The organism is Gordonia sp. LMA484 (assembly GCF_058129505.1).
In genome coordinates this window covers 4445817-4460550 of record NZ_CM176700.1, presented here as the reverse complement: position 1 = coordinate 4460550, position 14734 = coordinate 4445817, and the positions used below count along the sequence as shown (strand labels likewise).

The 14734-nt window shown below is 66.2% G+C and carries 14 protein-coding genes; 2 read left to right on the top strand and 12 right to left on the bottom strand.

Annotated features, from left to right (window positions below):
* Positions 1–51: 51 nt before the first annotated feature.
* The 6 genes from AC4AMJ_RS19775 to AC4AMJ_RS19750 are packed head-to-tail and all read right to left on the bottom strand — an operon-like array spanning position 52 to position 5608.
* On the bottom strand, positions 52–879 hold the full coding sequence (locus tag AC4AMJ_RS19775; RefSeq protein ID WP_489900758.1) for an alpha/beta fold hydrolase: 828 nt from the start codon (positions 877–879) through the stop codon (positions 52–54).
* A 41-nt stretch (positions 880–920) separates the two neighbouring features.
* Entirely contained in the window at positions 921–1700 is a 780-nt protein-coding gene (locus tag AC4AMJ_RS19770; RefSeq protein WP_489914182.1) for a glucose 1-dehydrogenase, read from the bottom strand.
* Positions 1697–1969, bottom strand: coding sequence for a hypothetical protein (locus AC4AMJ_RS19765; protein WP_489899438.1), 273 nt, complete (start codon positions 1967–1969; stop codon positions 1697–1699). The genes AC4AMJ_RS19770 and AC4AMJ_RS19765 overlap by 4 nt, the downstream gene beginning before the upstream one ends.
* 8 nt (positions 1970–1977) lie before the next feature.
* The gene (locus AC4AMJ_RS19760) at positions 1978–3642 is read right to left on the bottom strand and encodes an FAD-binding protein (protein WP_489914180.1); all 1665 of its coding nucleotides are present in this window, start codon (positions 3640–3642) and stop codon (positions 1978–1980) included.
* Positions 3643–3656: 14 nt separating this feature from the next.
* Complete coding sequence (locus AC4AMJ_RS19755; protein WP_489899440.1) at positions 3657–4034, bottom strand: nuclear transport factor 2 family protein; 378 nt, start codon at positions 4032–4034, stop codon at positions 3657–3659.
* Positions 4031–5608 carry an FAD-binding protein gene (locus tag AC4AMJ_RS19750; protein ID WP_489914178.1) on the bottom strand — a complete coding sequence of 526 codons (1578 nt, stop codon included), beginning with the start codon at positions 5606–5608 and terminating at the stop codon, positions 4031–4033. The genes AC4AMJ_RS19755 and AC4AMJ_RS19750 overlap by 4 nt, the downstream gene beginning before the upstream one ends.
* 224 nt (positions 5609–5832) lie before the next feature.
* Between AC4AMJ_RS19750 and AC4AMJ_RS19745 the strand changes: the two genes are divergently transcribed.
* Positions 5833–7443 carry a flavin-containing monooxygenase gene (locus tag AC4AMJ_RS19745; RefSeq protein WP_489914176.1) on the top strand — a complete coding sequence of 537 codons (1611 nt, stop codon included), beginning with the start codon at positions 5833–5835 and terminating at the stop codon, positions 7441–7443.
* A 75-nt stretch (positions 7444–7518) separates the two neighbouring features.
* Here the strand turns inward: AC4AMJ_RS19745 and AC4AMJ_RS19740 are convergent, their stop codons facing one another.
* The gene (locus AC4AMJ_RS19740; RefSeq protein ID WP_489914174.1) at positions 7519–8070 is read right to left on the bottom strand and encodes a flavin reductase family protein; all 552 of its coding nucleotides are present in this window, start codon (positions 8068–8070) and stop codon (positions 7519–7521) included.
* 136 nt (positions 8071–8206) lie between these two features.
* On the opposite strand from AC4AMJ_RS19740, the gene AC4AMJ_RS19735 reads away from it, so the two are divergent.
* On the top strand, positions 8207–8887 hold the full coding sequence (locus AC4AMJ_RS19735) for a PadR family transcriptional regulator (RefSeq protein ID WP_489914172.1): 681 nt from the start codon (positions 8207–8209) through the stop codon (positions 8885–8887).
* A 148-nt stretch (positions 8888–9035) separates the two neighbouring features.
* Here AC4AMJ_RS19735 and AC4AMJ_RS19730 read toward each other — a convergent pair whose 3' ends face one another.
* The 5 genes from AC4AMJ_RS19730 to AC4AMJ_RS19710 form a co-directional block, all read right to left on the bottom strand.
* Complete coding sequence (locus tag AC4AMJ_RS19730; protein ID WP_489914170.1) at positions 9036–9962, bottom strand: alpha/beta hydrolase; 927 nt, start codon at positions 9960–9962, stop codon at positions 9036–9038.
* Entirely contained in the window at positions 9959–10807 is an 849-nt protein-coding gene (locus AC4AMJ_RS19725; protein WP_489914168.1) for an IclR family transcriptional regulator, read from the bottom strand. The genes AC4AMJ_RS19730 and AC4AMJ_RS19725 overlap by 4 nt, the downstream gene beginning before the upstream one ends.
* Positions 10808–10971: 164 nt before the next feature.
* Complete coding sequence (gene bphC / locus AC4AMJ_RS19720; protein ID WP_489914166.1) at positions 10972–11877, bottom strand: biphenyl-2,3-diol 1,2-dioxygenase; 906 nt, start codon at positions 11875–11877, stop codon at positions 10972–10974.
* Positions 11878–11938: 61 nt separating this feature from the next.
* On the bottom strand, positions 11939–13117 hold the full coding sequence (locus AC4AMJ_RS19715; RefSeq protein ID WP_489914164.1) for an acyl-CoA dehydrogenase family protein: 1179 nt from the start codon (positions 13115–13117) through the stop codon (positions 11939–11941).
* Between the two features lie 395 nt (positions 13118–13512).
* Positions 13513–14688 carry a 3-ketosteroid-9-alpha-monooxygenase, oxygenase component gene (locus AC4AMJ_RS19710; RefSeq protein WP_489914162.1) on the bottom strand — a complete coding sequence of 392 codons (1176 nt, stop codon included), beginning with the start codon at positions 14686–14688 and terminating at the stop codon, positions 13513–13515.
* Between the last annotated feature and the right edge of the window lie 46 nt (positions 14689–14734).

Genomic DNA, 14734 nt, shown 5'->3' with positions numbered 1-14734 from the left:
CGCCACCTCATCGGTCCGATGAGGTGGCGTATGCGGCGGGGGAAGCTCCGCTCAATGAGCGGAGCGGTGCAGGAATGCGGAGACGACATTCTCGAAGGCGGTCTTCTGTTCGATCATGGCCCAGTGGCCGCACCGCGGAAAGACATGCAGTTCGGCGTTGGGGATGGTCCGCATCGGGATCAACGCCATGTCGAGGGGACTCACGCGGTCGTCGCGGCCCCATGTGACCAACGTCGGCGCGGTGACCTTGTGCAGCATCGACCACGGTGGTGGCGAATCGGAGTTCTCCATCGCCGCGATCATCGCGGCGAACGCGTCGGAACCGTACATGCGGCGCGCGCTGTCCAGCGTGGCGGGATCGGTGGCTTGTTCCCATCGCTCGTCGATGAGGTCGTCGGTGATCAGCGCCGGGTCATAGACCATGGAGTGCAGCCAGCGCACCAGCCGTTCGCGACTGGGATCATCGGTGAACTCCTGCAGCAGGCGGATTCCTTCCGAGGGACCCGAGCTGAAGATGTTCTTGCCGATTCCGCCGATGGTGACCAAGCGTCCGACGTTCTCCGGGTGGGCGGCGGCGTAGCTCAACGCGACGCCACCGCCCATCGAGTTACCGATGATCGACAGATCGGTGAGAGACAACCCGTCGACCAGCTCGCCGACCGCGTCCAGCGCGGTGACCATCGGATGCGCACCGAAGTCGTCACTGACCCCGAAACCGGGGAACTCCAGCACCAGGCACCGAAAGTGCTGCGCGAAGAACGTGAGGTTGCCGCTGAAGTTGCGCAGGCCGGTGACGCCCGGCCCGGAACCGTGCAACAGCAACAGGTCTGGTCCCGCCCCGATCTCGTGGTAACGCAACGTACCTCGGGACGTGGACATCTCGCGTGTGGTGAGTGCCGGAAGCGTGCTGGTCACCGACGTCACCGGCCCATCGCATAGTCGACGGTCGGGCCTGCGGTCCACCCGCCATCCACCGCCAGCTCGGCGCCGGTCATGTACCCCGCGTCATCGGACAGGAGAAATGCGACGGCACCGGCGATCTCGTCGGGGACCCCGACACGCCCCATCGGTGTGTTGGGATACTTGCCGTCGCCGGTTTCGATGCCGATCGACGACGTCATCGGCGTGTACGTCATGCCGGGATGCACGGAGTTGACGCGGATGTGGTCGGCGGCGAGTTCCACCGCGGTGATCTTGGTGAGTCCCCGGACGCCCCACTTCGAGGCGCCGTACCCACTCGTCAGTGGCAGCCCGGTGAGTCCGGCCGCCGAGGAGATGTTGACGATCGATCCGCCGCCCGCAGCTCGCATCGGGCTGATCGCGGCGCGGATGCCGTTGAACACGCCGAGCAGGTTGATCTCCAGCACTTGCCGGAAGTTCTCGACGGTGTCGTTCTCGATGAACGAGCCGGTCGAGATGCCGGCGTTGTTGACGACGCCGGTGACGGTGCCGAATTCACGCTCGGCGTGGTCGACCGCGGCGGCCCACTGCTCCGGATCGGTGACGTCGAGCCGAACGTAGCGGGCGGAGTCGCCCAGGTCTTCGGCCGTCTGCTTGCCGACATCATCGAGGATGTCGCCGATCACAGCTCGGCCCCCGCGGGCGATGATGCGTCGGGCGAAGGCGGCGCCGAGACCGCGGGCGCCGCCGCTGATGACGGCGACCTTTCCGGCCAGTTGTGGTGTGGTCGTGTCGTTCATGAGGTCACTTCCTGAGATGGTGGCCGGCGCGTCGGTTCGACGCGCCGGCTGTCGGTGGCGAGGATGCCCCTGCGTGCGGCCTCCTCGATCGTGTCGCGCAGCGCTGGGCAGGTCGGGATGGCGCTCGTGTGGCCGTCCGCCGCGGTGAGGCGGGCGAACTCGGGGCAGGCACGCTGGGCGTCCCCGAGCCATTGGACGCTCGTGTGGCTGGGGCTGTACTTCTCCACGAGGACCGTGGTTGCGCATGTCCCACAGATCAATTCCTGCATGGCACGCCTCAGTGTCCGGCGGCGGCGCGACGTGCCGCGACGTAGCCGAACACCATCGCGGGTCCGATGGTGGCACCTGCCCCCGCGTAATCGTTGCCCATCACCGCCGCCGAGGTGTTGCCGGTGGCGAACAGTCCGTCGATCGCCGAACCGTCTTCCCGCAACACCCGGGCTTCGGCGTCGTACACGAGGCCACCCTTGGTGCCCAGGTCGCCCGCCCGCATCCGCAGCGCGTAGAAGGGTGCGCGATCGAGCACGTCGAGAGTGGGGTGGGGGAGGCTGGGGTCGCCGTAATAGTTGTCGTAGGCACTGTTCCCGCGACCGTGATCGAGATCCTTTCCGGTACGGGCGAAACCGTTGTACCGCTGCACCGTTTCGATGAGCGCGGCGGCGTCCACCCCGATCTGATCGGCCAATTCGGTCATCGAGTCTGCGGTGTGCAGCAGGCCGCTCTGCATCCACTCATCCGGGAAGGCCTGGCCGGGCATGATCCCGCCGATCGGATACCGGTTCTTGGCGGTGCGATCGAAGATGAACCAGGCCGGTTCGTGGCCGCCGGCCAGTTGGGCATGCACGAACGTCACATAGGGTGCCGCCTCGTTGGTGAACCGTCGGCCGTGCTGGTCGACGATGATGGATCGGGGAATGGACCTCTCGGAGACCAGGACCTGATTGATGCCGTCGGGCCGCTGGAACGACGGCATCCACCAGGCGTCGTCCATCAGGTCGACGGCCGCGCCGATGTCGACTCCGGCGGTGATGCCGTCGCCGGTGTTGTCGACCGAGGCCGCACTGTAGTCGTCCTGCCCGCCCCGGGGCAGGTGGCGTTTGCGCATCTCGTGGTTGTGCTCGAAACCCCCGGTCGCGAGCAACACCCCGGCCCGTGCCCGAATGCGCAGCTGCTCGCCGCGCTGTTCGGCGACGACCCCGAGCACCGCACCGGATTCGTCGGTGATGAGCGACTGCATGGGGGTCTCCAGCAGCAGCGGCACACTGGCGTCGTTCAGCGCCAACCGAAGCCGGGCGATCAACGCACGACCCAACGTGTCCATGTGCCGTCGCAGCACCAGCGCCTTGATGGCTCGCAGCCCGGTCATCAGCGCGGTACGTCGGCCCTTCCAGGTGCGCATCACCATGTTGAGGGCGACGAAGTCCTTGGACGTGATGAACAGGCCGGGCGGTGTGGCCAAAGCGGCAGGCCGCAAACGGTTCTCGTCGTCGCCCAGCGTGCGCAGATCCACCGGCAGCGGTTCGATCGACCGGCCTTCCGGACGTCCTCCGGGACGCTCGGGATGGTAGTCCGAATATCCCGGGCACCACTGGAATCGCAAGTGAGGGCTGATGGTCTCGAGGAACTCGACCATCCGGGGCCCCTCGTCGATGAAGGTGTCGATGTTGGCCGTCGGCACTCGGTCGCCGACCACCGCGTCGAGGTAGGCGCGGACACCTTCACGCGTGTCGACGATCCCGGCACGCTGCAGTGTCGGGTTGTTCGGTATCCAGATCCCGCCGCCGGACAGGGCGGTGCTCCCACCGAATACCGCGGCCTTCTCGATGACCAGGGTGTCCAGTCCTTCGGCGGCGGCGGCCAGCGCGCCGGTGAGGCCGCCCGCTCCGCTGCCCACGACGAGGAAGTCGACCTCGCGGTCCCACGTCGAATCTGTTGCAGCCATGTCGTTCTCCCTGCTCATCGTGCGCGGATGCTGAGGTCGTCGGGCGACCAGATGGCGCGCATGCTGGTGATCTTCGCGTCGTCGTCGAAGGTCATGACGTCGATCGGTTCGACCACGATGGTCTGATCGGCGGTACGAGTGGTGACCCGGAATCCGAAGGCCGCGGTGTCGCCGGCGACACGCAGGTTCAGCAACTCGGCGTCGCAGTCTGCGCCGTCGAGTGCGCCGTAGAACTTCTCGATCGCCGCACGACCCGTATGGACCTCGGAGCCCACCGGGTCCTCGACGGTCGCATCGTCGGCGTAGAGCGCCGCGATGTCCGCGGATGTCCCGCTGCCGATGGTTCTCAGATACTGGGTGACCCGTGAACGGATCAGGTCATTCGGATTCATCGGGACTCCTTGCCAGATGCGGGTACGGGTTCGGTGCTGCCGCTAGGTGACAGCATGTCCAGCACGGCGAGATGGCTGAACAGGACCGAGGCGCCGATCGGGTTGCCGCCGCCCGGATAGACGGTGCCGCTGACCGCGGCCATCGTGTTGCCGGCCGCGTAGAGCCCGGAGATGCGCACGCCGTCCGCATCGAGCACCGCGGCCGCGGTGTCGGTGCGTAGTCCACCTTTGGTGCCGAGGTCGGAGATCCCGAATGCTGCAGCATGGTAGGGCGGTTGGTCGATGGCGACCATCGGCGACTCTCCGCCGGAGAAGGCGCGGTCGTAGGCCTCGTCGCCGCGGCCGAAATCGGGATCGACCCCATCGGCGACGAACTTGTTGAACTTCTCGATGGTGGCGGTGAGCCCGTCGGGGTCCACACCGATCTTCGTCGCCAGGTCCTCGAGGGTGTCTGCGGTGTGCCACAAACCGGCGGCGACGTAGTCGGCAGTGTCCACCATGGAGACGTTCGACGCCTTGACGGGCGGCACGGTGCCCTCGGTGTCGTCGTAGATCATCCAGAACGGGAGGGTCGCCGCACCGTCATCGACGGTGCGGATGATCTCCCGACCGAGACGATCGTAGGGCGCGGATTCGTTGACGAATCGTTGTCCGTCCTGGTTCACGAAGATGCCGCCGGTGAACCACAGCGCAAATGCGGATCGCCCGTCCGGGTGGGTCAGGCCGGGCGACCACCACGCCTGGTCCATCAGGTCCAGATCGGCGCCCGCTGCGATGGCCGCCCGATGTGCCCGGCCGAGGTTTCCCGACGGCCCCATGGTGTCCCGCGCGTGGCCGGGCACGCCGTACTCCGCACGCATCTCGTCGTTCTGTTCGAAGCCGCCGGACGCCAACAGCACCCCGCGCAGTGCTCGGATTGCGTGCCGGCCGCCGTCGCGCTCCACGACCGCGCCGACCACTCGTCGGTCCTCCACGACGAGCTCGATTAGCGGTGAGTTCAGGTGAAGCGTGGCGTTCGGGAAGTCGTTGATGGCCTTGAGGAACCGTCCGATCAAGGCCTGACCGCCGATGAGCACATCCGGCAGCGGGGCGCCGAGCCGGTCCGTGTCCAGCGGGCCACGCAGCGACTCCCGGAGCTCGCCGAGCTCGGCGGCCGGTAGCGGCACCGGGGTGATGTGGCGCTGCCCGTCGAGTCGGGCGCCGGGCGCCGTGCCGAAATAGTCCGGCCACGGGAACATCTCGAACGCGAAATGCGGATCGGTCTCGAGGTACTCGATCACGTCCGAACCTCGGCGCACATAGGTTTCCTGCAGCTCTGTCGGCGTGCGGTCACCCACGACCGCTCGGAAGTACTGCAGCGCCGCCTCGACGGTGTCGTCGGTGCCGGCGCGGCGCAACACCGGGTTGCACGGGAACCACATCCCGCCACCACCGGAGTAGGCGGTGGTGCCGCCGAATTTGTCGGTGGCCTCGACGACAGCCACCCGCTGGCCTTCCCGCGCGGCGGTGTAAGCGCCGGCGAGCCCGCCGCCCGACCCTGCCACGAGGACATCTACTTCCTCATCCCACTGCATCTGTTCCCCTTTCGTGAACTCCCCGCCGACGCTAGGTCAGATCCGGCGGCCGAGCGGTGTGCTCTCCCGATGATCGGGAAGGTCGTCGTGGCGGGCCGCCAATGGGCCGATCAGCGGGAGACATGCTGGTCGCCGACCGCCCGGGGATCTAGCGTCGGCGGTCGACGAGCAGACCGATCGGAAGGCGAAGTCCTGTGAACAGACCGAACCCATCCTCCACCCCCATGCGTACCGTCGACGTCGTCGTCGTCGGGGCGGGAATTGCGGGACTCTATGCGTTACAAAGGTTTCGACGAGATGGTCACGACGTCCAGGTCTATGAGGCCGGTGGCGGAGTCGGCGGCGTCTGGTATTGGAACCGCTATCCCGGAGCGCGCTGCGACGTCGAGAGTGTCGACTACTCGTACTCCTTCGACGAAGCGCTGCAGCAGGAGTGGGACTGGAGTGAGAAGTACGCGACCCAGCCGGAGATCCTCGCCTACCTCGAACATGTGGCGGACCGCTTCGACCTCATGCGGGACATCGCGCTCAACACCCGGGTCATCGATGTGGCACTGGACGAGGAGTCGTTGCGCTGGCACATCCGAACCGACACCGGCGACGAGGTGTCGGCCAGATTCTGCGTGCTCGCGCTCGGGCCGCTGTCGAGCGCCAACATTCCGCAGATCCCGGGGCTGGCATCGTTTGTCGGGGACGTGCATCACACATCGTCCTGGCCCCACGAGGGTGTCGATTTCACCGGGAAGCGGGTGGGCGTCATCGGCACGGGATCGTCGGGGATACAGGCTATTCCGCGGATCGCGGCGCAGGCGGACGCGCTGACCGTCTTCCAGCGGACCGCCAACTACAGCATCCCGGCCGGCAATGTCGCGCTCGACGACGCCGACCGCGCGCGGTACAAGGCCGGCTACGCCGAACGGCGGCGCCTCTCCATGGACAGCGGTGGGGGTTCCCCGCATCAACCGCACCCGTCGTCGGCTTTGGCGGTCTCCGATGATGAACGTCGGGACGCATACGAGAAACGTTGGCTCCTCGGTGGTGTGCTGTTCAGCAAGACCTTCCCCGATCAGCTGACCGACCCGGAAGCCAACCGCACCGCCCAACAGTTCTGGGAGTCGAAGATCCGTGCCGTCGTCGACGATCCGGCGGTCGCCGACATCCTGATCCCGCACGATCATCCCATCGGTGCGAAGCGAATCTGCACCGATGACAGCTACTTTCAGACGTTCAATCGGCCGAACGTGCAGATCGTCGATGTGCGATCGACCCCGATCGAGCGGATCACACCGAACGGCATCTGCGTCGACGGCCGCACCGTTGAACTGGATTCACTGGTGCTGGCCACCGGATTCGATGCCATGACCGGATCGGTGGAACGGATCAACATCGTCGGTCGCGGCGGGGAGACCCTCAAACAGGCCTGGAGTGAAGGGCCCCGTACGTACCTGGGGCTCGGTGTCTCCGGCTTCCCGAATCTGTTCAATCTGACCGGTCCGGGCAGTCCCTCGGTGCTCGCGAACATGGTGTTGCACTCCGAGCTACACGTCGACTGGGTGGCGGAGGCGATCTCTGCCCTCGACGCGCACGGGGCAGCGGCCATCGAGGCGCGGAGCGACGCGGTGGACGCCTGGGTGCACGAGTGTTCCGAGCGGGCCGCGCAGACCCTGATGCCCGACGCCAACTCCTGGTATCTCGGTGCGAACATTCCTGGAAAGCCGCGTGTGTTCATGCCCTTCGTCGGCGGATTCGGCGTCTACCGCCAGATCATCGCCGAGGTGGCCGCCGACGGCTATCGAGGGTTCGAGATGCTCGCCGCCGACGACACTGCCGACTGACTGACATCGACACGACGCAGGAGCTCCCCGCTTCGATCCCGGGGAGCTCCTGCGTCCGTCGTCGTCGGGCGGCGGTCAGCCCTCGAGGCCGCTGAGGCCGCCCCGAAAGAACAGCAGCGGGATGCCGTCGTCGTCGGCGGACAGCGCCGTGATCGCCGCGACCGCAATGGTGTGGTCTCCGGCTTCGTGCTCCGAGACCAGGTGGCCGTCGATGTGTGCGAGCGCGCCGCTGATCGCGGGTGCACCGTTGTGGGTGGGAGACCAGTCGATGCCGCGGAACTTGTCGGTACCGCTCACCGCGAACTGCCGGCACATCTCCCGCTGATCTGCAGCCAGGATGTTGATGCAGAGTGCGCCGACGTCCCGGGCAAGCGGCCAGGTGGTCGAGTTGCGGGACGGGCAGAACGACATCAGCGGTGGGTCGAGGGACACGGAGACCACCGACTGGCAGGTGAATCCGATCGGACGCTCACCGTCGTGTGCCGTGACGACCGCCACTCCGGTGGCGAAGTTCCCCCAGACGCGCCGGAGGTTCTCGGCGCTGAGGCTCTCGGCGGTGGGGTCGACCTCATCGTTCGCGATCAGGCCGTCGGTTGCGGCGTCCCGTGTTGTGACGTGTGGTGTCATGGCTCCTCCGAATACTGTTATCCACCACAATGATCCGATCTCGTCATGAAGGTCCGCAACGGGTTGTCCCGGTCAGTGGGGAGTCCGGTGAGATTGTGTTCGCAGGTCACGGGTTTGCGGTTGGTAACATGTGGCCGTGACCTCGGTACCGTCTCGATTCGAGGAGCTGCCCAATCTCCCTCCGACCTCCTGGGCGATTCTCTGCATGCTTGCCTACGAGGAAGAGGTGTCCGGTTACGACATCAAGAAGTGGGCGGACTGGAGTCTTCGGCACTACTATTGGAGTCCCTCGTTCAGCCAGGTCTATTCCGAGCTCAAGCGGATTGAGCAGCACGGATACGCCACCTCGTGGATGGCCGACGGGGAAGGTGGCCGCAACCGACGCGTCTACAAGATCACCGATTCCGGACGTCGAGCGGTGCGGATCTGGGCACTGGATGCCCCCGTCGACCCGCCGATGCTCAAACACGGTGTGGTGCTGCGGGCGGCGTTCGGGCATCTGAGCACGCCGGAGAAGCTGAAAGCGATGTTGGCCGAGCACGTGGCACGGATGGACGAACTGCAGCACCGGGTCTCGATCGACGCGGACGCGGCCGAGGCCGAGCCGGCATGGGCCTACGCACGGATCGCGATGCGGTGGGCGGAGCGCTATTACGCCAGCGAACGGGAGTTGGCGCTCCAACTGATGGACGAGATCGATTCTGCAGAAAAGGTTTTCCGTTCCGGTGCGTCGGCCGGCGAGACGTTCCCCAAGCCGCGGCCGGGTCATTGGCGTGAGGTGGAGCAGCAGGTCCAGGCCAGTGAGCACGACGACTGATCTTCGCCCCACCAGCCCCTGAGTAACGAGCTTGCGAGTTGTCGCTCCCTCATTGCGTATCTGCTCCTTCGATCGAGGGAGCGGATACGCAACGAGGGAGCGACAACGATTCCGAACCTCTCAGCGGCATCGAAGCGCCGACTACCCCTCACTCCACGAGAGTGCGGATGTCAGAACAGGTCTGAGTTCGGGCACGCGCACACAACTGTAGCGATGGCATCGTCATGAACCCGTGGATGGCGCCCGGATGGTCACGATGAATGATCGGCACGCCTTCGGCCTCGAGTGCTGTTGCGAAGGCGGCACCTTCGGACCAAAGCGAGTCGTGCCCTGCGGTCACGATGATGGTCGGCGGCAGGTCCGCGAGGTCAGCATGAGCCGGTGACGCATGGGGGTGTGACCGGTCCTCGAACGTCGGAACATACTGGTCCCAGTACCACTTCATCGCGCTCGTGGTGTTGTAGTGGCCCTCGCCGAAGCGCACATGGGATTCGGTGGTGAAGTCTGCGGATATCACCGGGTAGAGCAGGACCTGCGCGCGAATGCGAGGGCCCGCGGAATCGCGGGCGAGGATCGCGGTGACGGCGGCGAGATTCCCGCCGGCGCTGTCACCGGCGACCACCAGCCGGGCCGCGTCCGCGCCGAGCTCGTCGGCGTGTTCGGCTGCCCATTTCGCGACGGCGTGGACGTCATGTGCTGCACCGGGCCAGGGGTGCTCGGGTGCGCGCCGGTAGTCCACCGACACGACGACCGCACCGGTTCCGTTCGCGATCGATCGGCACAGGTCGTCGTGAGTGTCCAGGTCGCAGAACACGAATCCGCCGCCGTGGGCGAAGACGACGAGGGTGGCGCGCTCCGCGGGGAACGGGTCGAGGGGATGGTAGATGCGTGCGGGGATGTCGCCGGCCGGTCCGGGAATCCTGCGGTCGCGGACCGAGGCGACCGGGATGGGATCGGAGTTGGGCTGCAGCCGTGCGCGTATCGCGGCCCGTGCCTGCGCGCCGGTCATATCCTCGACACGTGGGAATCCGTCGTTGAGCAGGGGCAGGATGGCCGCGACCTCGGGATCGATCATCGCGCCACCGGCATCGGGGTCATGCCGAGCGAGCCGTTCACCGGTCCCATCCGCAGCTGATGACGACGTTGCAGTGTGGGAACCACTCGGGCAGAGCCGCTCTCGAGGTTGCGCCAGATGCCCAGCGCCGTCATCCGCACGGGTGCGGCCAACCGATGGTCGAACGTCATCCGATCGGCCGGCCCGCACACCGACACCGCGGCCACGGCGTCGTCGATCTCCCCGATCGGCGCTGCGACACAACCGATACCGGCCAATGACTCCTCGCGCTCGTAGGCCACTCCGTACGCGCGCACCTTCGCGAGCTCGGTGTCGAGGCGCGTGGTACTCGAGATCGAGTATCTCGTCTTCTGGGCCAACGGTTCGCCACGACCAACACAGTCGCGAGAGTCGGTGAATGCCAGGATCGCTTTGCCGACGGCGGTGCAGTGGGCGGGCTGACGTGAGCCCACCCGGGTCGGCACCGATGCGGCCAGAGCGCCACCGATCTTCTCCAGGTAGACCACGTCGGGTCCGTCGAGAATCGCAAGGTGGACCACGAATCCGGTCGCGCGATGCAGTTCGTGCAGGTAGGGCATCGCGGCTGCGTGCAGTCGATCCTGATGGACGGCGATCGAACCGAGTTCCATCAACCGGATGCCGAGTTCGTAGTCGCGACCCTGCCGTCGCAACCAGCGCAGATGCACGAGGCTCTCCAGGATGCGGTGTGCCGACGACCTCGGCAGGCCGGTGCGTCGAACTATCTGGGCGAGGGTGAGTCGGCCCGGCCCGTCGAACGCGTCGAGCACGAGTGAAGCGCGGTCCAGCACCGCGTTAGGGGTGGTGGAGTCGATGTTGATGGTCATGAGCACCTCCATGGGGCTGACGAAGGGAGGAGCAATATGCCTAGTAGGTATATGCCGATTAGGAATATACGTTGTGCTCGCCGTCACATCAAGTCCCTGGCCGGTGAACGACGGGGAGCGCCCCACCCGAGTGGGTGAGACGCTCCCGTACCGCGGGCTGCCGACTACATCGCGGCGAGCGGTTCGCTGCCCGACCAGTCGTGACCCCAGTAGCTGTCGGCGGTGATCTCCTCGGCCGTGTAGTGAGCCTCGTCGACCTTCATGCCCTCGGTACCGAACTCGATGTCCCAGCCACCGGGTGCCCGGACGTAGAACGAGACCATCTTGTCGTTGGTGTGGCGGCCCAGCGTCGACGACACCGCGAAGCCGTCCTTGACGACGCGGTCCAGCGCCTGGCCGACGGCATCGAGGGAGTCCACCTCGACCATCACGTGGATGAGTCCGGGCGCGCCACCGTGCGGAGCGGGGCACAGCGCGAGGCTGTGATGGCGCTCGTTGACGCCCAGGAAGCGGATGCGCATCGGGCCGAACTCGGGCGGCGCGGGCAGTCGCATCGCGCCGCGCGGCAGGAAGCCGAGCACCTCGGTGTAGAAGTCGAACGCGCCGACGGGATCGGTCGTCGGGAGCACGACGTGGCCCAGGCCCTGGGCGCCGGTCACAAACTGCGCGCCGAACGGCGTGACGATCGGACTGTGGTCCAGCACGGGGCCGTGGAAGATCTCCACAGTGGCGCCCGTCGGATCGGTGAAGGAGATGACCTCCTCGACCCGACGTGACTCGGCCTCCTCGATCGACAGTGGCTTCACCGCGACGCCGGCCCGCTCCAGGGTCGCCTGCACCCGCGCGAGTGTCGCACCGTCGCGCACTTCCCAGCCGATGTCGACGACCTCGTCGGTCTCGCCGGGGACGATGACGATGCGTGCGGCGCGTTCGTCCATCCGCAGATACAGCGCGTCCTCGTCGGGTCCGCTGCCCTCGGCAAAGCCGAGCACGTCGAAGGCGAAGGTGCGCCACCGTGCGATGTCATTGGTCTGGATCTTGATGTAGCCGAGACCCTTGATCTCTGTCATGTCGATTCCTCTGTCGATGATGATGATGATGGTGTGTCGTGGCGGATTGGGGTGCGGGCGATCAGATCATCTTCTGCAGCGCCTCCGGCGGCTCGACGCCGAGTGAGCTGAGCGCCGAGGCGTGGTAGACGGTGCTGGGCACGTGGATCGCGTGATTGAGGCCGGCATGCGCGTCGCGCCAGAACCGCTGCAGCGGCTTGTCCATCCGCAGTGCGTTGCCGCCGGAACGCGCGAAGATCTGATCCACCGCCATCACCGCACGCCAGGCAGCACGCACCTGGGTGCGCCGGCCCGCCGCCCGCTGTTCGAACGACACCTCGTTGCCGGCATCGACGATGTCCCACATCGTGTCCACGGTGGCCAGCAACTCCTGGCGGGCTGCATTGATGTCGGCGGCGGCCTCGCCCACCGCGAACAGCACGTAGGGATCGTCCTTGATCGCGGTGCCCTGTGCGCCAACCCGATCGCGCTGATAGTCGAGATGTGCGGCGAGCGCGCCCTCGGCGATCCCGATCACCGCCGACGAGATGCCCAGCGGGAACATGTTCGACCAGGGCATCTTGTAGAGAGTATCGGTGACGCCATACTCGCGCTGCGCTGTGCCGTCGATGACGTGATCGCCGTTCATCACGCGGTAGTCGGGGACGAAGGCGTCCTTGACGATGATGTCCTTGGAGCCGGTGCCCTTGAGGCCCACGACGTTCCACGAGTCGTCGACGATCTGGTAATCGCTGCGCGGCAGGATCATGTGCAGCATGGTCGGCGGCAGGGCCATGTCGCCCTCCGCGGTGCCGAGCATCGCGCCGAGGAAGATCCAGTCGCAGTGATCGGTGCCCGAGCTGAACTGCCAGCGGCCGTTGAAGATGTAGCCGCCGTCGACGGGCACGGCGATCCCGGTCGGTGCGTACGGCGAGGCCATCCAGGTGTCGCCGTCGGTGCCCCAGACCTCCTCCTGCACGCGGGGATCGGCGAAGGCGAGCTGCCACGGGTGAACGCCGACGATGCCGCACACCCAGCCGGTCGCGCCGTCGAGGGCGGCGGCGGCCATCACCGTCTCGGCGAACTCACGGGGATGGGCTTCGTAGCCGCCGTACTTCTTGGGCTGCAGCAGGCGGATCGGACCCGCCGCCTTGAGCTTCTTGGCGGTCTCGTCGGGTAGTTGGCCGAGTCGTTCGGCCTCGTCGGCTTGGCCGCGGATCTCCTCGGCCAGTGCGGTGATGTTCTCGAGTGCTTCGTTCATGATGTCTTTCTCGCTTTCTCGGTGGGTGGTGGGTTCATCCCGATCCCTGAGGAGATCCGGAGCGCTAGCGGCAGTTGTCATCCCGATCCCTCACGAGATCCGGAGTCTCCCCGATCCCTGAGGAGATCCGGAGCGCTAGCGGGAAGTTGTCATCCCGATCCCTGAGGAGATCCGGAGCGCTAGCGGAGGATCGTCACGAAGGGGCGCCCTTCGTGACGCTTCGCTCGTTCCTCGCGAGGCTCCTCAGGGACCGAAGGGGGTGACGCTTCGCTCGTTCCCTGCGAGGCTCCTCAGGGGGCGAGTGGGGTGACGCTCGGCTAGCGCCTCGCTCCTCAGGGACCGAGAGGGTGACGCTTCGCCTCAGGGCCGGGGGCTCGTCAGGAACTGCGGCGACGTCAGGTGTGGGCTTGCAGCGTCGTGCCATCGGCGATGTTCTGCGCGACCTCGGCCTCCCAGCTCTGCACTGCGCGTTCGGTGTCGATCTCGAACTCGAACCGGTTGGTCATGTCGTCGGTGACGTCCTCGACGTCGACGTAGAACTGTTCGTACCAGCGGCGCAACTGGTACACCGGGCCGTCCTCCTCCGAGAGCAGCGGATTGTCGATGGGCGCCTTGTTCTTCCAGATCTCGATGTCCTGCTCGAAGCCCATCTCGACGCCCTGGGCGAACTGTGCGGCCATCCCGGACGCCATCTCGTCGGACATGCCCTCAGGCTTCTTGACCATCGCGCCGTACTGCAGCACAAAGGAATTCGACGTCACCGGATAATGGCAGTTGATCAGGACGGTTTCGATGGTCATGCCCTGCGCCTCGCTCCACAGCCAGTCGATCATGTACGACGGGCCGAAATAGGAGGCGTCGGACCGCAGGGTCGAGTTCGGGTCGTCGTAGTTGGTGCCGACCTCGATGTCGTGGCGCGGAGTGGACCGCATGTACTGGGTCGCGGTGTGGCCTTCGAAGACGTTCTTGAAATACCGCGGGAACGCGTAGTGCACGTAGAAGAAGTGCGCCATGTCCACCACGTTGTCGACGATCTCGCGGCAATGCGACCCCTCGACCAGGATCGAGTTCCATGTCCAGTCGGTCCACTCCGGGCTGCCGAAGCCTTCGATGACCGGAATCGTCACGTCGTCAGTGGGTTTGCTGCCCTGCGGGTCATGCCACACGAAGAGTTGGCCGTTTCGCTCCAGCGTCGGCCAGGAGCGCGTCTTGGCCACCGGTGGTACCCGTTTGGCGTAGGGGATGTCGGTGCACCGGCCGTTGCCGCCCCATCGCCAGTCATGGAAGGGACAGGCGATCGAGTTTCCCTTGATGGTGCCGAGCGCGAGGTTGCCGCCCATGTGTCGGCAGTACGCATCGAGGATATGGAGCTTTCCCGTCTCCTGGGCTCCGAAGACCACCAGCGTGGTGCCGAATGCCTTCACCTCGTGCGGTTGGCCGTCGCGGAACGTGTCGAGCAGTCCGAGACAGTGCCAGCCCCGGGCGAAGCGGGTCGGCGCGGCCGCCGCCTCGATCGTCCTGAATTCTTCTGCTTCCGATGGTGATTGACCATGTGTCCTGTGATCCAGCATCGAGACCTCCAACTCTCCAGACGTACTGGCGTGACGATGTCGATGG